The 21,945-nt window shown below is 71.1% G+C and carries 19 protein-coding genes; 8 read left to right on the top strand and 11 right to left on the bottom strand.

Annotated elements, in window-relative coordinates:
• The first annotated feature begins 512 nt into the window (after nt 1-512).
• The 5 genes from ACWEVP_RS12185 (at nt 513) to ACWEVP_RS12165 (ending at nt 7,139) form a co-directional block, all read left to right on the top strand.
• Nucleotides 513-1,739, top strand: a complete 1,227-nt coding sequence (locus tag ACWEVP_RS12185) for a diguanylate cyclase (protein WP_452062935.1) — start codon at nt 513-515, stop codon at nt 1,737-1,739.
• 173 nt (nt 1,740-1,912) lie between these two features.
• A complete protein-coding gene (locus ACWEVP_RS12180; RefSeq protein WP_452062595.1) occupies nt 1,913-3,013 on the top strand; it encodes an NAD(P)-binding domain-containing protein in 1,101 nt (366 codons plus the stop codon).
• A gap of 404 nt (nt 3,014-3,417) precedes the next feature.
• Nucleotides 3,418-4,971 carry a discoidin domain-containing protein gene (locus tag ACWEVP_RS12175; protein WP_452062934.1) on the top strand — a complete coding sequence of 518 codons (1,554 nt, stop codon included), beginning with the start codon at nt 3,418-3,420 and terminating at the stop codon, nt 4,969-4,971.
• Between the two features lie 9 nt (nt 4,972-4,980).
• Nucleotides 4,981-6,210, top strand: a complete 1,230-nt coding sequence (locus ACWEVP_RS12170) for an MFS transporter (protein ID WP_452062594.1) — start codon at nt 4,981-4,983, stop codon at nt 6,208-6,210.
• Nucleotides 6,207-7,139: a hypothetical protein gene (locus ACWEVP_RS12165; RefSeq protein WP_452062593.1), complete on the top strand. Its 933-nt coding sequence runs from the start codon at nt 6,207-6,209 to the stop codon at nt 7,137-7,139. Before ACWEVP_RS12170 ends, ACWEVP_RS12165 begins: the two co-directional genes overlap by 4 nt.
• Here ACWEVP_RS12165 and ACWEVP_RS12160 read toward each other — a convergent pair.
• Nucleotides 7,129-7,701 (bottom strand): TetR/AcrR family transcriptional regulator, encoded by a 573-nt coding sequence (locus ACWEVP_RS12160; protein WP_452062592.1) that lies wholly within the window; start codon nt 7,699-7,701, stop codon nt 7,129-7,131. The genes ACWEVP_RS12165 and ACWEVP_RS12160 overlap by 11 nt on opposite strands.
• Before the next feature lie 79 nt (nt 7,702-7,780).
• On the opposite strand from ACWEVP_RS12160, the gene ACWEVP_RS12155 reads away from it, so the two are divergent.
• Nucleotides 7,781-9,157 carry a cytochrome P450 gene (locus tag ACWEVP_RS12155; RefSeq protein ID WP_452062591.1) on the top strand — a complete coding sequence of 459 codons (1,377 nt, stop codon included), beginning with the start codon at nt 7,781-7,783 and terminating at the stop codon, nt 9,155-9,157.
• A 33-nt stretch (nt 9,158-9,190) separates the two neighbouring features.
• Here ACWEVP_RS12155 and iolD read toward each other — a convergent pair whose 3' ends face one another.
• From iolD to ACWEVP_RS12115, 8 genes are read right to left on the bottom strand one after another with little or no spacing between them, the layout of a single operon-like run.
• The gene (iolD, locus tag ACWEVP_RS12150) at nt 9,191-11,026 is read right to left on the bottom strand and encodes a 3D-(3,5/4)-trihydroxycyclohexane-1,2-dione acylhydrolase (decyclizing) (protein ID WP_452062590.1); all 1,836 of its coding nucleotides are present in this window, start codon (nt 11,024-11,026) and stop codon (nt 9,191-9,193) included.
• Complete coding sequence (gene iolB, locus ACWEVP_RS12145) at nt 11,023-11,913, bottom strand: 5-deoxy-glucuronate isomerase (protein WP_452062589.1); 891 nt, start codon at nt 11,911-11,913, stop codon at nt 11,023-11,025. Before iolB ends, iolD begins: the two co-directional genes overlap by 4 nt.
• On the bottom strand, nt 11,910-12,800 hold the full coding sequence (locus ACWEVP_RS12140; protein ID WP_452062588.1) for a Cgl0159 family (beta/alpha)8-fold protein: 891 nt from the start codon (nt 12,798-12,800) through the stop codon (nt 11,910-11,912). Before ACWEVP_RS12140 ends, iolB begins: the two co-directional genes overlap by 4 nt.
• Nucleotides 12,797-13,726 carry a 5-dehydro-2-deoxygluconokinase gene (iolC, locus tag ACWEVP_RS12135; RefSeq protein WP_452062587.1) on the bottom strand — a complete coding sequence of 310 codons (930 nt, stop codon included), beginning with the start codon at nt 13,724-13,726 and terminating at the stop codon, nt 12,797-12,799. The genes ACWEVP_RS12140 and iolC overlap by 4 nt, the downstream gene beginning before the upstream one ends.
• Nucleotides 13,723-14,502 (bottom strand): ATP-binding cassette domain-containing protein, encoded by a 780-nt coding sequence (locus ACWEVP_RS12130; protein WP_452062586.1) that lies wholly within the window; start codon nt 14,500-14,502, stop codon nt 13,723-13,725. Before ACWEVP_RS12130 ends, iolC begins: the two co-directional genes overlap by 4 nt.
• The gene (locus ACWEVP_RS12125; RefSeq protein ID WP_452062585.1) at nt 14,499-15,542 is read right to left on the bottom strand and encodes an ABC transporter permease; all 1,044 of its coding nucleotides are present in this window, start codon (nt 15,540-15,542) and stop codon (nt 14,499-14,501) included. The genes ACWEVP_RS12130 and ACWEVP_RS12125 overlap by 4 nt, the downstream gene beginning before the upstream one ends.
• Nucleotides 15,539-16,534, bottom strand: a complete 996-nt coding sequence (locus ACWEVP_RS12120) for a sugar ABC transporter substrate-binding protein (protein WP_452062584.1) — start codon at nt 16,532-16,534, stop codon at nt 15,539-15,541. The genes ACWEVP_RS12125 and ACWEVP_RS12120 overlap by 4 nt, the downstream gene beginning before the upstream one ends.
• 24 nt (nt 16,535-16,558) lie before the next feature.
• A complete protein-coding gene (locus ACWEVP_RS12115; protein WP_452062583.1) occupies nt 16,559-17,437 on the bottom strand; it encodes a TIM barrel protein in 879 nt (292 codons plus the stop codon).
• A 125-nt stretch (nt 17,438-17,562) separates the two neighbouring features.
• On the opposite strand from ACWEVP_RS12115, the gene ACWEVP_RS12110 reads away from it, so the two are divergent.
• Both ACWEVP_RS12110 and ACWEVP_RS12105 read left to right on the top strand, forming a co-directional pair.
• Complete coding sequence (locus ACWEVP_RS12110) at nt 17,563-18,570, top strand: LacI family DNA-binding transcriptional regulator (RefSeq protein WP_452062933.1); 1,008 nt, start codon at nt 17,563-17,565, stop codon at nt 18,568-18,570.
• The gene (locus ACWEVP_RS12105) at nt 18,567-19,565 is read left to right on the top strand and encodes a Gfo/Idh/MocA family protein (protein ID WP_452062582.1); all 999 of its coding nucleotides are present in this window, start codon (nt 18,567-18,569) and stop codon (nt 19,563-19,565) included. Before ACWEVP_RS12110 ends, ACWEVP_RS12105 begins: the two co-directional genes overlap by 4 nt.
• Here ACWEVP_RS12105 and ACWEVP_RS12100 read toward each other — a convergent pair.
• Together ACWEVP_RS12100 and asnB are read right to left on the bottom strand one after the other, a co-directional pair.
• Complete coding sequence (locus tag ACWEVP_RS12100) at nt 19,493-19,852, bottom strand: hypothetical protein (RefSeq protein WP_452062581.1); 360 nt, start codon at nt 19,850-19,852, stop codon at nt 19,493-19,495. The two genes, ACWEVP_RS12105 and ACWEVP_RS12100, sit on opposite strands and share 73 nt — an antisense overlap.
• 34 nt (nt 19,853-19,886) lie before the next feature.
• Nucleotides 19,887-21,728 (bottom strand): asparagine synthase (glutamine-hydrolyzing), encoded by a 1,842-nt coding sequence (asnB, locus tag ACWEVP_RS12095; RefSeq protein ID WP_452062580.1) that lies wholly within the window; start codon nt 21,726-21,728, stop codon nt 19,887-19,889.
• Between the last annotated feature and the right edge of the window lie 217 nt (nt 21,729-21,945).

The following is a 21,945-nucleotide window of genomic DNA, read 5'->3' as shown; positions in this document are numbered from 1 at the left end:
GGCGGTTCGCGGCGGTGGTCGGTTTGGTGGCGCTGCGCAAGTAGGCGGTTCGCGGGCGGAGCGAACTCGAGCCGGTCGCGCTTGTGTTTCCGCGCGGCCCAGCTGACCTGCGCCGACGGGGTGATTCGCCCGTCGGAGTCGGCATCGCCGACGTGGGATTCCCGCTTCCGCGTTCCCGGGTTCGCGTTCTCGCTCGCGCATTCCGGGTCTGCGTTCCCACTCGCGCGTTCGCGGGGCCGTATTCCCCGCGCGATGATCCGCTCGTGCGGCGCTGAGCTGGGTGGATCTACCCTGCGCGGGTCTTCGGGCAGGCGCGTTGCCCGCAAATCGCCCGGACTGGCGACGCGCGTCGTCGGAACGGCTACGCTGGGCTACCTGGTCGGCCGAACTTCGCGCAAGGGGTACGTCACGATGCCGGTCCGTCACTTCTGTGGCCTCGGCTCTTGAGAGCCCAGGCCGCCGTGCGCCGGGAAGCGCTTTCCGCCTGGCCGGGCTGGCCCGCGCGGTGGGAGATGTGGGCCGGGGCGAAGGCCCGCTGGATCACCTACGCGCTCGGGTGTGAACTCGTCGCCGTCGTCGCCACCGGGACCGCGCTGGTCACCGGGTTCGGCGGGCCCGTGCGGCCGGTCTGGTTCGCGGTGCTCGTCGCGCTCGGCGTGGCCCAGGCCGAGATGTCGCGCCGGATCGAGCGGCTGCGCCGGTGGATGAGCGGGCAGACCCACATCAACGTCACGTCCGTCTGGTACCTCGCCGGCGTCGTCCTGCTGCCGCCGGCGTGGGTAGCGTTGCTGGCCGTCGTGCTCTACACGCACTTGTGGGTGCGCGTGTGGCGTCAGGTGCGTACGCGGCCCGCGCACCGCTTCGTCGCGAGCACGGCTTGGGCGATGCTCTCGTGCTTCGCCGCTTCGTCCGTTCTCGCGGTGGCCGGGTTGCACGGAACGCCGTTGCAGACCGCGCGAGGGCTGTTCGCGCTCTGCCTGGCCGCGGCGGTGTTCGAGCTGGTGAACGTCGGCCTGGTCGCGGCCGGCATCTACCTCTACACGAGCCAGCGCTCGGCGGCCGACCTGATCGGCACCTGGGAGGACAACGCTTTCGAGCTGGCGACGCTCTGCCTCGGCGGCCTCGCCGCGCTGGCGCTGGCCGAGCAGCCGGTGCTGGTGGTGTTCGTCGTCGCGCCGTTGTTGCTGTTGCACCGCTACCTGTTGCTGAAACAGCAATTGCAGGTGGCGGCGGTGACGGACGAGAAGACGGGCCTGCTCAACACGGCGGGCTGGCACGAGTCGGCGACGCGCGAACACGCCCGCGCACAGCGGCGCGGCCCGGCGGGCGGCGGGTTCGCGGTGCTGATGATCGACCTCGACCACTTCAAACGCATCAACGACACGTACGGCCACCTGACCGGCGACGACGTCCTGGCCGCGGTGGCGGTCGCTATTTCGGGGTCGGTGCGCCAGGGCGACACGGTCGGCCGCTTCGGCGGCGAGGAGTTCGTGGTGCTGCTGCCGGCCATCGGCCGCGCGGACGTGCTGGGCATCGCCGAACGCGTGCGGGCGGCGGTGGGGGAGCTGAACGTGGTGATCTCGACGGGCGGCGGCACGGTCCGGGTGAGCGGCCTGTCGGTGTCGATCGGGGTGGCGCGCCACCCGGACGCGGGACCGACGCTGGATGACGTGCTTCGGTCCGCCGACGCCGCCTTGTACCGGGCGAAGGAGGCCGGCCGGAACCGCGTCGCGGTGTGAGGTGGCGGCGTCCCGGCCGACGAGCGGGGTGGCCCGAGGCGCCGCGATGGCGACCTGGTCGAGGCCGCCGCGGCACGACTCCTCGCCCCGAGCCGCGAGCCGAGGCCGCCGCGACCCGCGCACGTGTGATGAACGGCGCGAAATACCTCGCTCCGGCAGCCGTTGAACCACACATGAGCCGTGCGGATCACGAGACCGACGTCGTGGTGATCGGGGCTGGGCAGGCCGGGCTCTCGGCCGCCTATCACCTGCGGCGGGCCGGGTTCGCCAACGGGGATGGTTTCGTCGTCCTCGACCACGGCAAGCGGGCCGGGGGTGCGTGGCAGTACCGATGGCCTTCCCTGGTGCTCGGCAAGGTGCACGGCATCTACGACCTGCCCGGCATGGCCTTCGGCAGCCCGGACGTGACGCGTCCCGCCTCCGAAGTCGTCTCGGAGTACTTCGCTCGGTTCGAAAGCGTCTATGACCTCCCTGTCTCGCGGCCAGTCGACGTCCAGTCCGTGACGCGGGCGGGGGAGCGGCTGCTCGTCACCAGCCCCGCGGAGTCCTGGGCCGCGAAAGCCGTCATCAGTGCCACCGGTACCTGGGACCGGCCCTTCTGGCCGCGCTATCCCGGCCAGGAAACCTTCGCCGGCCGTCAGGTGCATACGGCCGACTACACCGGCCCCGAAGACTTCCGCGGCCGGCGGGTCGTCGTGGTCGGGGGCGGTGCCTCCGCCGTCCAGCTACTCATGGAGTTCGCCCCGCTCGCCCGCGCGACGGCGTGGGTGACCCGGCGGCCGCCCGTGTGGCGGGACGAGCCGTTCAGCGAAAACTGGGGACGCGAAGCCGTCGCGAAGGTCGACGAACGGGTGCGCGCCGGGTTGCCTCCCGAGAGCGTGGTGAGCGTGACCGATCTGGCCGTGACACCCGAGGTGCGCGCCGCCCGCGCGGCCGGGATCCTCGACCGGCGGCCCATGTTCGACCACATCACGCCCGACGGGGTCGTCTGGGCGGACGGCTCGCGCTTCGACGCCGACGTCATCCTCTGGGCGACCGGGTTCCGCGCGGCGATCGACCACCTCGCGCCGCTGCACATCAGGGAACCCGGGGGCGGAATCCGGATGGACGGCACGCGCGTGGTGCGCGAGCCGCGGCTGCACTTGGTGGGCTACGGGCCCTCGGCGAGCACGGTCGGAGCGAACCGGGCGGGCCGGGCCGCGGTCGGCGAGATCAAGAAGCTGCTGCGTCATACATCCGAAGCTACCGAACACCTGAGCGAAGGTCATCACTGAACCGGGTGAACCTCGGCGCGCGCCGAATCGGCGGTTTTCCTTGGGGCAGAACGAAAGCCGATGGGCGCCGCCCCCGGTTCCCACGCTACCCGCGACCCCCGACAAAATCGGGGCGGCCGGAAAGGTCGGATCTCGGTGTCCCGGGCCACGGTGCAGTATCCCGCTCAGTGAAACACGCCCTGAGCAGCGGAAACCCTCCAAAACTCACCCTCTTGACCGATTCAACGGCAAGACACGTCTTGTCAGCCGAAACCGGTCGTCGATACAGTCCACTTAGTTAGGAAAGTTTCCTAACAGTTTAGTTCTCGTTCACCAGACGCCGCAGCCCACCAGCCACCGCCGAGGCCCAGAAGGAGCGCGACGTGCCGTCGACCCGCCTGCGAACATTCACCCGACTGACCCCCGTGCTGGCCGCGGTCACGCTGCTGCCCTCCGCGATCGTCGCCGCGAGTGCCAGCGAAACCGCCGATGTCCTGCTCTCGCAGGGAAAACCCGTCGCGACCTCCACCGTCGAGAGCTCGTCGTACGCCGGGAGCAAGGCCGTCGACGGCAGCACCACCACGCGCTGGGCCAGCGCCGAAGGCGCCGACCCGCAGTGGCTGCGGATCGACCTCGGCCAGCCCGCCGCGATCCACCGCGTGCTGCTGAACTGGGAAGCCGCCTACGCCAAGAAGTACCGCATCGAAGTTTCCGACGACGGCACGAACTTCACCGCCGCCACGTCCGTCGACAACGGCGACGGCAAGACCGACGACCTCACCCTGAACGCCCACGGCCGGTACGTCCGCTTCGTCGGCCTCACCCGCGCCACCAGCTACGGCTACTCCTTCTGGGAGATGCAGGTCTTCGGCGGCACGGACTCCTCCGGCGACACCCAGGCCCCGACCACCCCGGCCGGCCTCACCGCCGGGACGACCACCGCCACCAGCGCCGCCCTGACGTGGACCGCCGCCACGGACAACGTCGGCATCACCGGGTACGACATCCTCCGCAACGGCACGGCCGTCGCCACCAGCGCGACGACGTCCTACACCGACACCGGCCTCACCCCGGCCACGAGCTACACCTACGCGGTACGCGCCCGTGACGCCGCGGGGAACGCCTCGGCCGCGAGCACGCCGATCACGGTCAAGACCGCGGCCGGCAGCGCCGGATTCGTCCTCGCCGCGGCCGGCGACATCGCCGAGCGCTGCACCGCGAGCAGTTCCGGCTGCGTCCACCCCAAGACCGCGAAGCTCGTCGAGAACATGAACCCCGCGGCCGTGATCACCATGGGCGACAACCAGTACGACGACGCCCACCTCTCGGACTTCAAGTCCTACTACGACACGACGTGGGGCAAGTTCAAGAGCAAGACCAAGCCCATCCCCGGCAACCACGAGACCTACGACGACACGCCGTACAAGGGCTACGACGACTACTTCGGCGCCATCGCGAAGCCGCAGGGCAAGCGCTACTACAGCTGGGAAATGGGCAACTGGCACTTCATCGCCCTGGACTCCAACGACTTCGCCACCCACGAGTTCGGCCCGAGCGAGCAGCTGGCCTGGCTGAAGCAGGACCTGGCGAACAACACCAAGGGGTGCGTCGCCGCGTACTACCACCACCCGCGGTGGAGCTCCGGTGACCACGGCGACAACCCGGACAGCATCGAGCTGTGGAACCTGATGGTGGCCAACAAGGTCGACCTCGTCCTCAACGGCCACGACCACGACTACGAGCGGTTCGTGCCGCAGAACGCCGACGGCAAGGCCGACGCGGCAGGCCCGGTCGAGATCGTCGGCGGCTCCGGTGGCGCCGGCCTCTACGATCTGAGCCCGGCCCACTCGACGACCGCGAAGCTGCTGAAGACCTACGGCGTCCTCAAGCTGTCGATGACGGACACCTCGTTCCAGTCGCAGCTCATCGGCGTCGACGGCAAGGTCCTCGACAGCAGCCCGACCTACACCTGCCACTAGGAGCCGGGCATGTACATCGCGGCGAGCCGTACCTCGGACGTGGCGGCGGGAACCGACCGGAAACCGGCGCTGAAACGGGTGTCCGCCAACGTGGTGGCGCTCGGGATGGTCAGCCTGGTCACCGACGTCTCCTCGGAGATGGTGACCGCCGTCCTCCCGCTCTACCTGGTGCTCGGCCTCGGCCTGAACCCGCTGCAGTTCGGGCTGCTCGACGGGCTCTACGCCGGCGCCACCGCGCTGGTGCGGGTGCTCGGCGGCCACCTCGCCGACCGGTGGCGGCGCCTGAAGGCCGTCGCCGGGTTCGGGTACGGCTTGTCCGCGGTGTGCAAGCTCGGCCTGGTCGCGGCCGGCTCGTCGGTCGCGGCGATCGGCGTCGTCCTCGCCGCCGACCGCACGGGCAAGGGCGTGCGCACCGCCCCGCGCGACGCCCTGATCTCGCTGTCCAGCGAGCCGGACGCGCTCGGCCGGTCGTTCGGCGTGCACCGGGCGCTCGACACCGTCGGCGCGTTCCTCGGCCCGCTCGTCGCCATGGCCGTGCTGGCGCTGAGCCTCGGCAGCTACACCAGCGTGTTCTTCACCAGCTTCTGCGTCGCGGCGATCGCCGTGCTGCTGCTCGCCCTGTTCGTCCGCGACCACCCCGGCAGCGTCGACCGCGCGGCCGTCTCGCTGCGGACGGCCGCGGGGCTCCTCAGGCAGAGCGACTTCCGGCGCGTGACGCTCTGGGCGGCGCTGCTGGGCCTGGTGACGGTCGGCGACTCCTTCGTCTACCTGGCCCTGCAACGGCGCTGGGAGATCGCGGCGACGTTCTTCCCGTTGCTGCCGCTCGGCACCGCCGGGGTCTACCTGGTGCTCGCCGTGCCGCTCGGCAAGCTCGCCGACCGGATCGGCCGCTGGCCGGTGTTCCTCGGCGGCCACGTCGCGCTGTGCGTGGCCCTGGTCCTGCTCTGCGGCCCGGCTTACGCGGTGCTCCCCGTGGTCGCGCTCGGCCTGCACGGCGTGTTCTACGCGGCCACCGACGGCGTCCTCATGGCCGCCGCCGGCCCGCTCATCCCCCGAGACCTCCGGGCCACCGGGATGGCCGTCGTGCAGACGGGGCAGGCCGTGGCCCGCATGCTCTCCTCCGTCCTCTTCGGACTGGCCTGGACGCTCTGGGACCTGCGGCCCGCGGTGCTCGTCGCCGCCGGCTGCCTGGCCGCCGTCGCCCTCGCCGCCGCCCTCGTGAAACCGGTGCGCCCGTGAAGAAGATCGTTCTCGCCCTGGCCGGCACGGCCCTCCTGGTCGCCGCGGCCGCGGTCTACACCGTCAGCGCCCGCCACGACTCCGCCGACGCCGAACCCGCCGCCGCCGTCACCCTGGCACCCGGGCAGCTGCTGTTCCGCGACACCGCCACCGGCCGCGTGGGCACCCTCGCCGGGGAAAAACGCCGGCTCAGCGGCCTGAAGTGCGACCGGTTCGCGGTGGCGAAGCAGACGGCGGTGTGCCTGGCCGTCCAGCCCGGCACGCTGCCCGCGGTGACCGACGTCCTCGTCCTCGACGACCACCTCGCCGTCCGTCACACCGAGAAGCTGCCGGGTACGCCGAGCCGCGCCCGGGTGTCCCCGGACGGCAAGCGCGTCTACTGGACGCTCTTCGTGACCGGTGACTCCTATGCGCAGACCGGGTTTTCGACCCGCGCCGGACTGTACGAAGTGGACACCGGACGGCTCGTCAAGACGATCGAAGAGCTGCCGGTGTTCGTCGACGACCAGCGCTACTTCGCCGCCGACGTCAACTACTGGGGCATCACCTTCGCCCCCGACGGCAACCGCTTCTACGCGACCCTCGGCAGCAAGGGCAAGACGTACCTCGTCGAAGCCGACTACCGGCGGTACCGCGGGAAAGCCCTGAGGGAGAACGTCGAATGCCCGTCGCTGTCCCCGGACGCCACGCGGGTCGCCTTCAAGAAGAAGGTCGGCGACGGCGTCTGGCGGCTTTCGGTCCTCGATCTGAAGACGATGGCGGAAACCGAGCTGGCGGACCGGCAGAGCGTCGACGACCAGGCCCTGTGGCAGGACGACCACACTGTCCTCTACGGGCGGGACAACGCCGTCTGGACGGTCCCGGCCGACGGCTCCGGCACGCCGCGGAAGCTCGTCGACGGCGCCGCGTCGCCCGCCGTCACGGGGTGACGCCGACCGCCGCGAACAGCGTCCGGACGCAGAGGTCGCGCAGCTCCTCCTGCGTGACCTTCGGCTGGTCGAGCCAGTCGAGGATGGTAGTCGCGACGAACGTCAGCCAGCCGCGGACGGCCAGCCGCGTCACCTCGGTGACCGGCGTCAGCACGCTCACCGCGTCGAGGATGCGGGCGGCGTTCGCGGCCATCCCGGCCTCGCGGATCTCCTGGATCTCGCGGTCGGCGCCGCTCGCGGCGCGGTGCACGATCCGGTAGCCGTCCGGGTGGGTGCGCGCGAACTCGAGGTAGACGTCGAGCCCGGCCCGCAGCTGCTCCGCCACGGGCAGCGCCGGGTCGGGCTCGCTCATGGCCAGCAGCTGATCGCGCTGGGCGCGCACGATCGACGCGAAGAAGTCCTTCTTGGTGGGGAAGTAGTGGTACAGCAGGCCGCGCGAGACCTGCGCGATCTCGGCGACCTCCTCGATCCACACCTCGTCGTACGGCCGGTTCGCGAACAGGCCGGCGCCGATCGCCAGCAGCTGCTCGCGACGCTGTTCGGTGCTCAGCCTCGTCCGCATCCCCCGAGCTTACTTGACACGGGTTCAGTAGCGGGGGATCGTGACCCTATTGGATACGGGTTCAATAGAGGGGCTTGCCGTGGACACCACCGGGATTCCGCACCGGCCGGGCCGCCTGCCGGTGATCGGCGACCTGATCGGCGCCAACCCGCGCACGCCTCTGCAGGACACCCTGCGCATCGGGCGGCGCGTGGGCCCGATCTTCACGCGCAAGATCTTCGGCTTCGAAATCGTCTTCGTGGGCGGTGCCGGCCTGGTCGCGGAACTGAACGACGAGACGAAGTTCGGCAAGCACGTCGGCCTGGGCATCGAGAACCTCCGCGCGCTCGCCGGCGACGGGCTGTTCACCGCGCACACCCACGAGCCGAACTGGCGGCTGGCCCACGACATCCTGCAGCCCGCGTTCTCCGCCGGGGCGATGCGCCGCTACCACCCGGTGATGCTGGAGGTCACCCGCGAGCTGACGGCGGCCTGGGACGCGGCGGACGGCCCGGTCGACGTCGCCGCCGACATGACCCGCCTGACGCTGGAGACGATCGGCCGCGCCGGCTTCGGCTACCGGTTCGGCTCGTTCGAGCGCGCCGAGCCGCACCCGTTCGTGACGGCGATGACCCGCGCGTTGCGGTACGCGCAGCTGCAGAACGTCAAGCTCCCGTTCGTGCGACGCGCGTTCGGCGGGACGTCCGAGCAGAACCGGGCCGACATCGCGACCATGACGAACCTGGTCGACGAGGTCATCGAGGCTCGCGCCGGCTCGGACAACCTGCTGGAGCTGATGCTCACCGAAGGCCACCCGGTGACCGGGGAGCGGCTCGACCCGGTGAACATCCGCAACCAGGCCATCACGTTCGTCGTCGCGGGCCACGAGACGACGTCCGGCGCGCTGTCGTTCGCGTTGTACTACCTGACGCGCCACCCGGACCTGCTGGCGAAGGCACGCGCGGAGGTCGACGCGGTGTGGGGCGACCGCGAGCCGGCGTTCGCGGAGGTCGCGAAGCTGCGGTACGTGCGCCGCTGTCTCGACGAGGCGATGCGGTTGTGGCCGACCGCGCCCGGCTACTCGCGTGAGGCGCGTGAAGACGTCGTGCTGGGCGGGAAGTACCGGATGCGGAAGGGGGACTGGGTGATCGTGCCGCTTCCGCTGGTGCACCGCGATCCCGAGGTGTGGCCGGATCCGGAGCGGTTCGACCCGGACCGCTTCGAGCCCGCCGCGGTGAAGAAGCGGCCGGCGCAGGCGTACAAGCCGTTCGGGACGGGCGAGCGGGCGTGCATCGGACGGCAGTTCGCGCTGCACGAAGCCGTGCTGGCGTTGGGGATGGTGCTGCAGCGCTATGACTTCGAGATCGACCCATCTTATGAGCTGAAGATCGTCGAGTCGTTGACGCTCAAGCCGAGCGGGTTCACGCTGCGGCCGCGGGTCCGTGCGGCGGCCGGAAATGTCGGTGCCCTCCGGTAGAGTGGAAAACGGGGGGCGCCCCCGCGGCGCCGGTCAGGACCCGAAGTACCGCACCTGCTCGCCCTTCCCTCGCTCGTAGCCATCCCGCCCGGCGAGGTGCTCCGGCACCCCGATCTCCCACCACGCACCGGCCTCGGTCCACGCCGATGGCTGCGTCTTCACCACGACCACCGCCGGCCGTCGCTCGGCTACCGCAGCTTCGCGTGCCGCACCGTAAGCCGTCCGCAGTGAGTCCACTGTGGATGCCTCGAAGACCAGGCACCCCAACGATTCCGCGTGCCGCGCGAAGTCCACTCGTGGTGGCGATGCGTGCGAAGTCGTGCAGTCGGCGTAGAAGTTGTTGAACGGCTTTCCGCCCTGACCCTCCTGAAGCCGTGCGATCACCGCGTAACCGTCGTTGTCGCACACCACCGCCACGAACGGGTGGCCCGCGAAGGCCGCCGAAAACAGCTCCGAGTTCAGCATCAGGTACGAGCCGTCGCCCAGCAGCGTTGTCACCAGACCCGGCCAGGCGATCGCCGCGCCCCAGGCACCCGACAGCTCGTAGCCCATGCACGAGAACCCGTACTCGACGTCCATCGACAGCGAACCCGAGCCGCGCCAGCCGCCGATCAGCTCGCCCGGCAGCCCGCCCGATGCCGTCATGACGTAGTCGTCCGGCGCCGACACGTCGTTCACCACCCCGACGACCTGCGCGTACGAAGGCACCTCCGAAGCGGACGAGCGCAGCTTGTCGATGTGCGCGTCCCACGCCGCCCGCTCGCCGGAAGCCCGCGAGGTCCACTCCGGGTCGACCCGCCAGCTCTCCAGCTGCGCGGCCAGATCCGCCAGCCCCGCGTCGGCGTCGCCGACCACGGACAGCGCGCCGTGCTTCACCGCGTCGAACCGGGCCGCGTTCAGCGTCACCAAGCGGACGTCGGGGGAGAAGACCGTCCACGACGCCGTCGTGAAGTCCTGCAGCCGCGTCCCGACCGCGAACACCACGTCGGCCGCGGCCGCGACGGCGTTCGCCGAAGACGAGCCGGTGATGCCCAGCGGTCCCGCGTGCAGCGGGTGCGAGTGCGGCACCAGCGTGCGTCCCGCGGTGGTCTCGACGACCGGGATCCCGTGCCGCTCGGCGAATGCGAGCGCGCGCTCTCCGGCGCCGGAGTACCGGACGCCCCCGCCGAGCACCAGCAGGGGACGCCGGGAAGCCCGCAGGACACCCGCCGCCTCGGTGACCGAACGCCGGTCCGGACGCGGGCGCGGCGGCCGGTGCGTCACCGGCGCGAACAACGCGTCCGGGAAGTCGTACGTCTCCGCCTGCACGTCCTGCGGCAGCGCCAGGGTCACCGGGCCGGCCTCCGCCGGATCCGTGAGCACCCGCGCGACCTGCGGCAACGTCGAGATCAGCTGCTCGGGCCGGGTGATCCGGTCGAAGTAGCGCGACACCGCGCGAAAAGCGTCGTTGACGGTCGCGGTCGCGTCGCCGAACGGCTCGATCTGCTGCAGCACCGGGTCCGGTGCGCGGCCGGTGAACGTGTCGCCCGGCAGCAGCAGCACCGGCAGCCGGTTCGCGTGCGCGACCCCGGCGGCGGTGACCATGTTCAGCGCGCCCGGCCCGATCGACGACGTCACGACCCCGACCTGCCGCCGGTGCGTGGCCTTCGCGTAGCCGACCGCGGCCAGCGCCATGCCCTGCTCGGTGTGCCCGCGCCAGACCGGCAGCTCGCCGCGGTGTTCCTCCAACGCGGTCCCGAGCCCGAGCACGTTCCCGTGCCCGAAGATCGCGAAGACCCCGGGGAAGAGCGGGACTTCCGCGCCGTCGAGGGTTTCCGAGCGCTGGGCGAGGAGCCAGCGGACCAGCGCCTGAGCCGTCGTCAGCTTCACCGGACACGCCCTTCGTGACTCGTGACGGGGCAGCGCGGGTCGAGGTCCTGCGCCGCCCAGGTGTCGCGGACCCAGCCGTGCGCGGGGTCGTCGCAGAAGGCCATCGAACGTTCGCCGGCGGGCCCGGCCAGGACGTTCAGGTAGTACATCTGGTAGCCGGGCGCGGCCACGCACGGCCCGTGGTAGCCGCGCGGGATCAGGAACACGTCGTGGTCGCGCACGGCCACGTCCTCGTCCAGGTCGCCGTCGGCCGTGTACGTCCGGTGCAGGCCGAAACCTTCGCGCGACGGCGTCACGCCGTCGCGGCCGGCGATGCGGAAGTAGTAGATCTCCTCGTTGACGACCTCGCACTCGGTCGCTTCGTCGTGCTTGTGGGGCGGGTACGACGACCAGTTCCCGCCCGGCGTGATCAGCTCGCACGCATTGAGCTTGTCGGCGTGGTCCCACACCCCGGGCACCCCGAAGTTGGTCACCTGCCGCGTCGCCTGCCCGGCGCCGCGCACCTCGACCGGGACTTCTTCGGCCGGTCCGTAGCGCGGGGCGAGCCGCCGGGTGCAGCGCGCCATCGGCACCGCGACCTCCAGACCGTCCTTTGTCGACAACTCGACTTCGGCCTCCCGGGGAACGTACGCGAAGTCCGTGACCCGCGCGAAGACCGAAGAACGGCCACGCAGCTCGAAGACCTGCCCGTCGACCCGGACGGTCGCCGAGCCGGACAGGGGCAGGACGAAGGCCTCGAACTCGCCGGTGTGCAGGACCCGGACCTCGCCGGGGGCCAGGGACAGCACCCGCAACCCGGTGTAGGTCCAGCCCGCGCTGTCCGGGGTCAGCCGGACCGGGTCGGCGTCGTCGGACAGCGTCCCCAGTGGACGGTGCAGCTTGCTCACTTCGCGGCCTCCAGAACCTTCGCGGCGGCTTCCACCGCGGCGGCGACGTCACCGTCCGGCGGGTAGAGCAGGGTGCGGCCCACGACCAGGCCGCGCACGACGTCGTGGCGCAACGTCCGGCCCCACGACGCCAGATCGGCGCCCGGGTCACCGGAGGGCACGCCGCCGAGCACGACCACCGGCAGCGTCGTCGCGCCGAGGACCTCGGCCGAGTCGGTCGAGGGCAGCTTGAGCCAGGTGTGTGCCGACGTCGTGCCGAGCCCGGACGCCACGGTGACCGCCCGCGCCAGGGACACCGGGTCCGCGCGCAGCGCCAGTTTCCCGTCGACGCGGGTGTAGGGGAGCGGCTCGACCATCGCGACCAGGCCGTACGCGGCCAGTTCGGTGACGGCGTCGGCGCAGGCCTGCAACGTCGGGATCGTGCCGGGGTCGGAGTCGACGAGCCGCAGCAGCATCTTGCCGCCGTCGAGGCCGCAGTCGACGAGGGTGCGGGCGTCGTAGCCGGTGAACCGGTCGTCGATCTCCCAGTCCGCGCCGGCGAGGCCGCCGCGGTTCATCGAGCCGAACACGACCTTGTCGTGCAGCGCGCCGAGCAGGAGCAGCTCCTCGACGACGTCGGGCGTGCCGAGGATGCCGTCGACCGCGGGGTTGGCCAGCGCGACGAGCAGCCGCTCGAGCAGCGTCCGGCGGTCGGCCATCGCCAGGGGGTCGTCGCCGACGCCCAGCGCCCCGCGGGCCGGGTGGTCGGCCGCGACCAGGAACAGCGTGCCGGAGTCGGACAGCAGGTGCGGACGCCGTTTGCGGGTCGCGTACGCCTGCCGGACCGCACCCGGGTTGGTCGCGCGGACGTGCAGCAGCTCCCGCCAGCGCTCGTCGGTGAGGATCACAGCAGCCCCTCGATCTCGGCCGCGGTCGGCATGGCGTCGGCGCAGGCCAGGCGGGACGCCACCAGCGCGCCCGCCGCGTTCGCGTACTCGGCGGTGCGCACCGGGTCCCAGCCCGACAGCAGCCCGTGGATCAGCGCGCCGCCGAAACCGTCGCCGGCGCCGAGCCCGCAGACGACCTCGACGCGCCGCGGCGGCACGGTCGACCGGCCCTCCGGTGTCGCCACCAGCACCCCGTCCGCGCCCTTCTTGATCACGGCCAGGCGCAGGCCGCGTTCCAGCAGCCGGTCGGCGGCGGTGTCGGGCTCCGCGGTGCCGACGGCGACCTCGACCTCGGCGCGGTTGCCGACCGCGACCGTGACGTGGTCGAGCAGCCCGCCGATCTCTTCCCGCGCCCGCTCGGCCGACGGCCAGAACATCGGCCGGTAGTCGAGGTCCAGGACGGTGTGCGCCCGGCGGCCGCGGGCTTCGAGGATCTTCCGCTGGGTGGTTCGCGCCGGCTCGGCGGAGACCCCGGTACCGGTGACCCACAACAGCGGCACGGATTCGACGACGTCCCACGGCACGTCCTCGTCGGTCAGCGTGAGGTCGGGAGCGAGGGGGGAGCGGTAGAACAGCAGCGGCGGGTCCGCGGGCGGGTTCAGCTCGCAGAACACCACCGGCGTCTGGAGATCCGGCGACGTGCCGACGTGCGCCGAGGACACCCCGAAGCCTTCCAGGGCCTGCCGGACGTAGTCGCCGAAGCCGTCCGGGCCGACCTTGGTGAGGACGGCCGTGCGCCGGCCGAGCCGCGCGGCGGCGACCGCGACGTTGGTCGCGGTCCCGCCGAGCGACTTCGCGAACGTGCTGACACCGGCCAGCGGCACGCCGCTCTGCTCCGGGTAGAGGTCGACACCCACCCGGCCGATCGTCAGCGCTTCGAGACTCACGCCTTCTCCACCTGCCGCAGTTCGTGTTCGAGGGCGTCCAGTTCCGCACCGCCCGCCATCTGCCGGGTCAGCTCGTTGATATCGATGTCCTCCTTCTCGTACGACCCGAGCGCGGCACCGCGCTTGAGCAGCAGGAACCGGTCGGCCACCGGGTAGGCGTGGTGGGGGTTGTGCGTGATCAGCACGACGCCGAGCCCGCGATCGCGAGCCTGGGCGACGTACTTGAGCACCACCCCGGCCTGCTTGACACCGAGGGCGGCCGTCGGCTCGTCGAGGATCAGCACCTTCGCGCCGAAGTACACCGCCCGCGCGATCGCGACGCACTGGCGTTCGCCGCCGGAGAGCGTCCCGACCGGCTGCTCGACGTCCCGCAGGTCGATGCCCATGTCGGACAACGCCTTCTTGGTCGTCTCGCGGCCCTTCTTCCGGTCGAGCATCCGGAACGGGCCGAACCCCGTCGTCGGCTCGGAACCGAGGAAGAAGTTCCGCCAGACGCTCATCAGCGGCACCACCGCGAGGTCCTGGTACACCGTCGCGATGCCGCGGTCGAGCGCCTCACGCGGCGAAGCGAACCGCACCGGCTCGCCCTCCACGAGGAACTCGCCGCGGTCGTGCTGGTGCACGCCGGCCAGGATCTTGATCAGCGTGGACTTCCCGGCTCCGTTGTCGCCGAGCACGCAGGTCACCTCGCCCGCGTTGACCACAGTGGACACCTCGCGCAGCGCGATCACGCTGCCGTAGGTCTTCCCGATGTCGCGGACTTCGAGCAAGGTCATCGGCGTACCCTTTCCGCGCGCCGCCGGAAGGCGTTGTTCACCAGGACCGCGGCCAGCAGCATGATGCCGAGGAACAGCATGAACCAGTCGCTGTTCCACTGCGCGAACACGATGCCCTGGCGCGCCATGCCGAAGATCAGCGCGCCGATCGCCGCGCCCACCGCCGAGCCGAACCCGCCGGTGAGCAGGCACCCGCCGATCACCGCCGCGATGATGTACTGGAACTCCAGCCCGATGCCCTGGTTGGCCTGGACGCTGGCGAACCGCAGGATGTTGATCGAGCCGACCAGCCACGCGCCGAGCGCGGTGCCCATGAACAGCAGGATCTTCGTGCGCACCACCGGCACGCCGACCGAGCGGGCCGACACCTGCGACCCGCCGACCGCGAAGATCCAGTTGCCGAACCGCGTGCGCACGAGCAGCCACGCGGCGATCGCGGTGACGATGACCCACCAGACGATCGACGACTGGAACTCCGTGCCGCCGATGCTGAACGTGGACGCGAACAACCCGCCGGCCGACTCGTAGCCGCTGGTGGAGCGCATGCCCGACACCTGGACGGTGTTGGTCACCCAGCGCGTCACGCCGAGGTTGAGCCCCTGCAGGGCGAGGAACGATCCCAGCGTGACGATGAAGCTGGGCAGGCCGGTCTTCATCACCAGCCAGCCGTTGAACGCGCCGACGCCGAGGGCGAAGGCCAGCGAGACTCCCAGCGCGAGCCAGACGTTCCAGCCCGCCTGCGTCGCCAGGATGGCCGTGACCAGCGACGTCGACGCCGTCATGACCCCGGCCGAGAGGTCGAACTCGCCGCCGACCATGAGCAGCGCGACCACGACGGCCATGATGCCCAGGGTCGAGGAGTCGTCGAGCCAGGTCGCCACCCCGAGCGGGCTGAGGAACTGGCCGGTGACGACGGAGAAGAAGACGAAGACCAGCACCGCGCCGAGGAGCGCGCCGATCTCGGGGCGGACGACCAGGCGGTCGACCAGCCCTTTCTTGGCGACGCGCTCGTCGGGTTGGGCCTGGATGGCTGCGGTCATCGCGTGCCGCGCTGCGCGTACGGGGCCACCGTGTCGATGTTGGTCTTGTCGACGAAGCCGGGGCCGGTCTGCACGGGCTTGCCACCGCCGATGGTGTTGCCGTTCTCCTTGTACAGCTTGAGGAACACGATCGGCAGGTAGCCCTGCTCGTACTGCTGCTGGTCGACGGCGAAGAGGATGGTGCCCGCCTTGATGGCCGCGACGACGTCGGCGTTGAGGTCGAACGTCGCGACCTGCGCCTTCGAGCTCGCTTCCTTGGCCGCGTCGACCGCGCGGGCCGCGACCTGCGAGTTCAGCGCCAGCACCGCGTCGATCGCCGGGTCGGACTGCAGCGCGCCGCGGATGCGGGCCTGCGCGTCGGTCGGGTTGGAGATGTCGACCTGCAGCGTGGTGACGTTGCCGAACGTCTGCTTCGCGCCGTCGCAGCGCTGGTTCTGGCCGATGTTGCCGGCCTCGTGGATGACGCACAGCAGCTTCGTCTTGCCCGTCGCCTTGAGCCGCTGGCCCGCGCCCTGGCCCGCCAGGCCCTCGCTCTGCCCGACGTGCGCGATCGCGCCGAACTGGGCGCTGAAGTCTTCGCCGGAGTTGATGGTGACGACCGGGATGCCGGCCTTGACCGCGTTCTGGATCGAGGTCTGCAGGGCCTGCGGGTTCGCCATCGAGACGACCAGGCCGCCGACCTTCTGCGCGACCGCGTTGTCGATCAGCCGGGCCTGGTTGCCGGGGTCGCCGTCGGCGAAGTAGTCGACGCCGACGTTCAGGTCCTTGCCCGCCTGCTCGGCGCCGTTCTTCACGACGTTCCAGAAGGCGTCACCGGAGGTGCCGTGCGTGACGACGGCGACCTTCAGCGGCCCGCCGGTGCTCGGCGCCGCGGCCTGCGAGCTCGGGCTGCTGCTGGACGAGTTGTCGGCGCTCGGGCCGCTGCACGCGGACAGGACCAGCCCGGCGGCGGCGATCGCCGCCACACCGGCCAGCTTCTTGACAGAGAACACAGTCACTCCTTTGGGACCAGGGATTCAGTGGGAGTCGAGGATCTTCGCGAGGTGGGCCAGGCTGCGCCCGGTGTCCCGCCGGGGTAGGTCGTCGGGACTCGAGCCGCCGAGGGCGGTGTCCTGTTCGAGGACGTACCAGCCGTCGTAGCCCGCCGCCTGGACGGAGCGCACCATCGCCGCCACGTCCACGTCCCCCTCGCCGAGCGGGGTGTAGATGCCCCGCCCGACCGCGTCGGTGTAGCCGAGCCGTCCCGCGCGGACCTCGGCCGCCAGGTCTTCTCGGACGTCCTTGAGATGCACGTGCCCCACCCGTTCGGGATACCGCTGCGCCAGCTCGACCGGATCCGTCCCGCCGATCATCAGGTGCCCGGTGTCGAGGCACAAGCCGAGATCGGAGTCGGCGAGGAACCGTTCGACCTCGGCCCGCTGCTCCACGTGCGTCCCGACGTGCGGGTGCAGCACCGTGCGCAGACCGTGGGCGGCGGCGATGCCGCGGATCTCGCCCGCGGTCCCGACGAGCGTCGCCCATTCGGCGTCGGTCAGCTTCGGACGGTCGTCGTAACCGTCGAGGCCGGTCGCGGCGGCGAGCACGAGGACGTCGCCGCCGCACGCGGCGAACAGCGCGGCGGACTCTTCGGCTTCCTCGAGCGCCTTCTCCCGATCGGCGTGGAGGACGACGGCGAGGAAGCCGCCGACGAGCGTCAGGCCGTACCGCCCGAGCAGCTCGCGCAGTTCGGCGGGCTCGCGCGGGAGGTACCCGGGCGGGCCCAGCTCGGTGGCCTGGACGCCGAGTTCCGCCATTTCGCCGAGCACGGTCGCCGCGTCCAGCACCCGGCCCCAGCCCGGGACTTCGCAGACACCCCAGGAGATCGGCGCGGCGGCTACTCGGATCGTCGCTGACACAAGGGGCCTCCGGTGGTCCGTTGGAGCGCTCTATTGATTAGAGCGCTCTAATCTTGTAGCGTTCGTCACAGCAAGTCAAGGCCCGAGTTTCCGGTGATCAGGGGAGGTGCCGCGTGCGTCCGACGATGGAGGACGTCGCCGCGCGGGCGGGCGTTTCCCGCGCGCTCGTGTCCTTGGTGATGCGGAATTCGCCGAAGGTCTCCGACGCCCGGCGCGCGGCGGTGCTGCGCGCGGCTGAGGAACTCGGCTACCAGCCGCACGTGATGGCGCGGTCGCTGGCCAGCCGGACGTCCACGGTGCTCGGCGTGATGGTGAACGACCTGCGCAACGCGTTCTTCGCCGACGTCGTCGAGGGCTTGGACGCGGCCGCGCAGGCCGCGGGCTTCGACCTGATCCTCAACACCGGCGGCCGCAGTCCCACGCGCGAGTGGAACGCCCTGCACAACCTGCTGTCCTTCCGGCCGGCGGGGATCATCCTGCTTTCGCCGGTGGTTCCGGCCGCGTCGATCCAGACCGCGGCCAAGCAGTGCCCGGTCGTGCTGGTCTCGCGGACGATCCGGTCGTCCACAGTGGACACCGTGAACGACGACGGCGAAGCGGGTTCCGCGCTGGCCGTCGACCACCTGGTCGGGCTCGGCCATCGCCGCATCGCGCACCTCGACGGCGGCGGCGCGGCGGGCGCGGCCCAGCGCCGCCGCGGGTTCCAGGCGGCGATGCGGCGGCACGGCCTCGACCCGATCGTGGTGCGCAGCGAGCACACCGACACGGCGGGCGAGAAGTCCGTCCGGGAGCTGCTGGCGACGTACTCGCGCGCCGAGCTGCCGACGGGCCTGGTGGCGGGCAACGACTTCAACGCGGTCGGCGCCATTTCGGCGCTCGAAGAGGCCGGCCTGCGCGTGCCGGAGGACGTCTCGGTCGTCGGCTACGACAACACGTCGCTGGCCGCGCTGCGGCACCTCTCACTGACCACAGTGGACCAGCCGCGCACCGAAATGGGCCGGCTGGCGTTCGAAGCACTGATCGAGCGTGTCCGCGGGGAGCGCACGGAGCCGGTCCGGCACCTGCTGCACCCGTCCCTGGTGGTCCGGGCGACCACCGCCGGGTTTTCTGCGACAGGAGGAGCACCACGATGAGGTTGGGACTGGCGGGCACCGGCCGGATCGGCACCGCGCACGCGGAGACGCTGAAGGGCTTCGAGGAGGTCGAGTCGGTCGTCGTGGCCGACGTCGACCCCGCGCGCGCCGCGTCCGCCGCGGCGAAGCTCGGTGTCGAGCCGGTGTCCCTCGACGGGCTGTTCGACGCGGGGCTGGACGGCGTGGTCGTCACGGCCGCCACCGACGCGCACCCCGGCCTGATCATCGCGGCGGTCGACGCGGGCGTCCCGGTGTTCTGCGAGAAGCCGGTGGCCGCGGACATCCCCGGCACGCTGGCCGTCATCGACCGCATCGGCGCCTCGGACGTCGCCGTCCAGATCGGCTTCCAGCGCCGGTTCGACGCGGGGTACGCGGCGGCCCGGGCGGCGGTCGCGTCGGGCGAGCTGGGCTGGCTGCACACGCTGCGCGCGACGACGTTCGACCCGGCGCCCCCGCCGGCGGAGTACGTCGCCCACTCGGGCGGGCTGTTCCGCGACTGCGGCGTGCACGACTTCGACATCATCCGCTGGGTGAGCGGCCGCGAGGTCGAGGAGGTGTACGCGATCGGCGCGAACCGCGGCGAGCGTTTCTTCGCGGACGCGGGCGACGTCGACACGGCGGCGGCGACGCTCACCCTCGACGACGGGACGCTGGCGACGGTGTCCCTGACCCGCTACAACGGCGCGGGCTACGACGTGCGCTTGGACGTGCTGGGCTCGGTCTCGGGGGTCGTCGTGGGCTTGGACGACCGGGCGCCGCTGCGCTCGGTGGAGCCGGGGGTGGCCCCGCTGCCGGGGCCGGCGTACCCGGGCTTCATGGAGAGGTTCCGCCCGGCGTACACGACGGAGCTGAAGGCGTTCCTGGACGTGGTCGCGGGCCGGGCGCCGTCGCCGTGCGTCGCGGCCGACGCCTTGGAGGCGTTCTACATCGCGGAGGCGTGCGAAGTTTCGCGGCGCGAACGGCGTCCGGTGAAGCTGGCGGAGATCCGGCGCTGAACCAGCCGCGGCAGGACCTCCGTCCGCACGTACTCCAGCGCGTCCCGCGAAGGCAGGATGTGCGGCCCCTGCACCCACACGACCCCGTGCCGGACCGCGGCGGCCGTCACCCGCTCCCGCACCGAACCCACCACCCCCGCCTCCAGCACCAGCGCGTCCACCACCCCGAGCCGGGACAGCACCGACTCCTCCGAAACGACGCCGTCCGCGGCGAGACCCGCCGCGGACAGCGCCGCCGTCACCCTTGAGACCGTGGCCGGGTTGCGGCCGAACAGCAGCACCTTCATGCCGCCCAGGCTCACACCTCAAGGGCACTCGAGGTCAAGACAGCTCGAGCGTCGGGGAGTACATCTCGATCCAGTGGTACAGGTCGAGCACCCGGTCCAGGCCGATGCGCATGGCCGGGTCCATGGTCGCCGAGTCCACTTCGGACGCCCGGTGCGCCCACGCCCGGTCCACCAGGTCGAACACCTGGTGGCGAGGTTCGGCCAGCACCTCCTTCACCTGCTGCTGCAACGCCGCCGCGTAGCCCGGGTCCTGCGTCGACGGGTACGGGCTCTTCACCCGCTGGGCCACCGATTCCGGCAGCACGTGCTTGGTCGCGTGCCGCAGGAGGCTCTTCTCGCGGCCGTCGAACGTCTTCAGCGACCACGGCGTGTTGTAGACGTACTCGACCAGCCGGTGGTCGCAGAACGGCACGCGGACCTCCAGGCCCACCGCCATCGACGCGCGGTCCTTGCGGTCGAGCAGCATCCGCACGAACCGGGTCAGGTGGAGGTTGCAGATGGTCCGCATCCGCGCCTCCTGCGAAGACTCGCCGTCGAGGTGGTCCACCGCCGCGACCGCCGTCTTGTACTGGTCCGCGACGTAGGACTCGACGTCGAGGTTCTTCACCAGCTCCGGGGTGTACAGCGACGCCCGCTCGTCCATCATCGACGTGCGGAACGCCAGCCACGGGAACGTGTCGGCGTTGACGGCCTTCTCGTCGTGGAACCAGCGGTAGCCGCCGAACACCTCGTCGGCCGACTCGCCCGACAGCGCCACCGTCGACTGGCCGCGGATCGCCTTGAACAGCAGGTAGAGCGACGTGTCCATGTCGCCGAGCCCGGCCGGGATGTCGCGGGCCCGCAGCACCGCGCGCCGGACCTCGGGGTCGGTCAGGTCGGCCGGGTTGAGCATGACGTCTTCGTGCGCCGAGTTCACCAGGGAAGCGACGTCCCGCACGAACGGCGAGTCCGCGGTGTCGCGCATCTCGTCCGGCTTGAAGTTCTCTTCCTGGCCGAAGAAGTCGACCGAGAACGTCCGCAGCTGCTCGCCCTGCTCGGCCAGCCGCGCGGCGGCGAGCCCGGTGACGGCGCTCGAGTCGAGCCCGCCCGAAAGCAGCACGCACCGCGGGACGTCCGCGACGAGCTGGCGGTTGACGATGTCGGTCATCAGCTCGCGCACGCGGGCGACCGTCGTCTCCTGGTCGTCGGTGTGCTTCTTCGCGTCCAGCTTCCAGTAGGTGCGGGTCTTGATGCCCTCGCGGGACACCGTGACGATCGTGCCCGGCTGGACCTCTTCCATGTCCTTCCACAGCGACCAGCCCGGCCGCTTGGTGAAGCCGGCCAGCTCGCGGAAGCCGTCGAGGTCGACGACCTTCTTCGCGAGGGGGTTCGCGAGGATGGCCTTCGGCTCGGAGCCGAACAGCACCCCGTCGCGGGTGGGGTAGTAGTAGAACGGCTTGATGCCCATCCGGTCGCGGATCATGACGAGCCGGTCGTCGCGCTCGTCCCAGATCGCGAAGGCGTACATGCCGTTGAGGTGGTCGACGACCGCGTCGCCCCACTGCAGGTAGCCGTGCAGCACGACCTCGGTGTCGCTGTCGGTCTCCCACCGGTGGCCGAGCTTCGTCAGCTCTTCCTTCAGCTCGGTGAAGTTGTAGGCCTCACCGCTGTAGACCATCGCGACGTCGCCGTTCGGCGTGTGCACCGACATCGGCTGCCGGCCGCCGGGCAGGTCGATGATGGCCAGCCGCCGGTGGCCGAGCGCGACGTTGCGGCGCACCCAGGTGCCCTCGTCGTCCGGGCCGCGGCAGGACATGGTCGCGGTCATCGCGTCGACCACTTCCTGGCGGCGGGTGAGGTCGGCGTCGTAGGAAACCCAGCCGGCGATACCGCACATAGGTGATCCCCTCTCCCAAGGATTTGCTTAGCCGATACAACTATCGGTAACACAGGTGTAACACGGGCTGTAGATCTTGTCTGCCCGAATTGCACGTTCCGCACTTGTTCCGTCACACGTTGTGTCGCGAGTCACTAACCAACTGCATTGCGTGATTAATCGGCAAACGTTTGCGTGATGGCCGCCACCAGCCATAAAGACGGCGTAAATGCGTGTC

This window comes from Amycolatopsis sp. NPDC003865 (assembly GCF_053605345.1).
The sequence above is the reverse complement of the archived record's forward strand: the minus strand, read 5'-3'. Positions and strand labels throughout refer to the sequence as shown.

What these genes read in the sequence shown, in the direction of transcription:
- ACWEVP_RS12100 (WP_452062581.1), bottom strand. Translation starts at nt 19,852, where the DNA reads ATGAAGGTGCTGCTGTTCGGCCGCAACCCGGCCACGGTCTCAAGGGTG.
- ACWEVP_RS12125 (WP_452062585.1), bottom strand. Translation starts at nt 15,542, where the DNA reads ATGACCGCAGCCATCCAGGCCCAACCCGACGAGCGCGTCGCCAAGAAA.
- ACWEVP_RS12185 (WP_452062935.1), top strand. Translation starts at nt 513, where the DNA reads ATGTGGGCCGGGGCGAAGGCCCGCTGGATCACCTACGCGCTCGGGTGT.
- asnB (WP_452062580.1), bottom strand. Translation starts at nt 21,728, where the DNA reads ATGTGCGGTATCGCCGGCTGGGTTTCCTACGACGCCGACCTCACCCGC.
- ACWEVP_RS12130 (WP_452062586.1), bottom strand. Translation starts at nt 14,502, where the DNA reads ATGACCTTGCTCGAAGTCCGCGACATCGGGAAGACCTACGGCAGCGTG.
- ACWEVP_RS12170 (WP_452062594.1), top strand. Translation starts at nt 4,981, where the DNA reads ATGTACATCGCGGCGAGCCGTACCTCGGACGTGGCGGCGGGAACCGAC.
- ACWEVP_RS12105 (WP_452062582.1), top strand. Translation starts at nt 18,567, where the DNA reads ATGAGGTTGGGACTGGCGGGCACCGGCCGGATCGGCACCGCGCACGCG.
- ACWEVP_RS12180 (WP_452062595.1), top strand. Translation starts at nt 1,913, where the DNA reads ATGAGCCGTGCGGATCACGAGACCGACGTCGTGGTGATCGGGGCTGGG.
- ACWEVP_RS12110 (WP_452062933.1), top strand. Translation starts at nt 17,563, where the DNA reads ATGGAGGACGTCGCCGCGCGGGCGGGCGTTTCCCGCGCGCTCGTGTCC.
- ACWEVP_RS12160 (WP_452062592.1), bottom strand. Translation starts at nt 7,701, where the DNA reads ATGCGGACGAGGCTGAGCACCGAACAGCGTCGCGAGCAGCTGCTGGCG.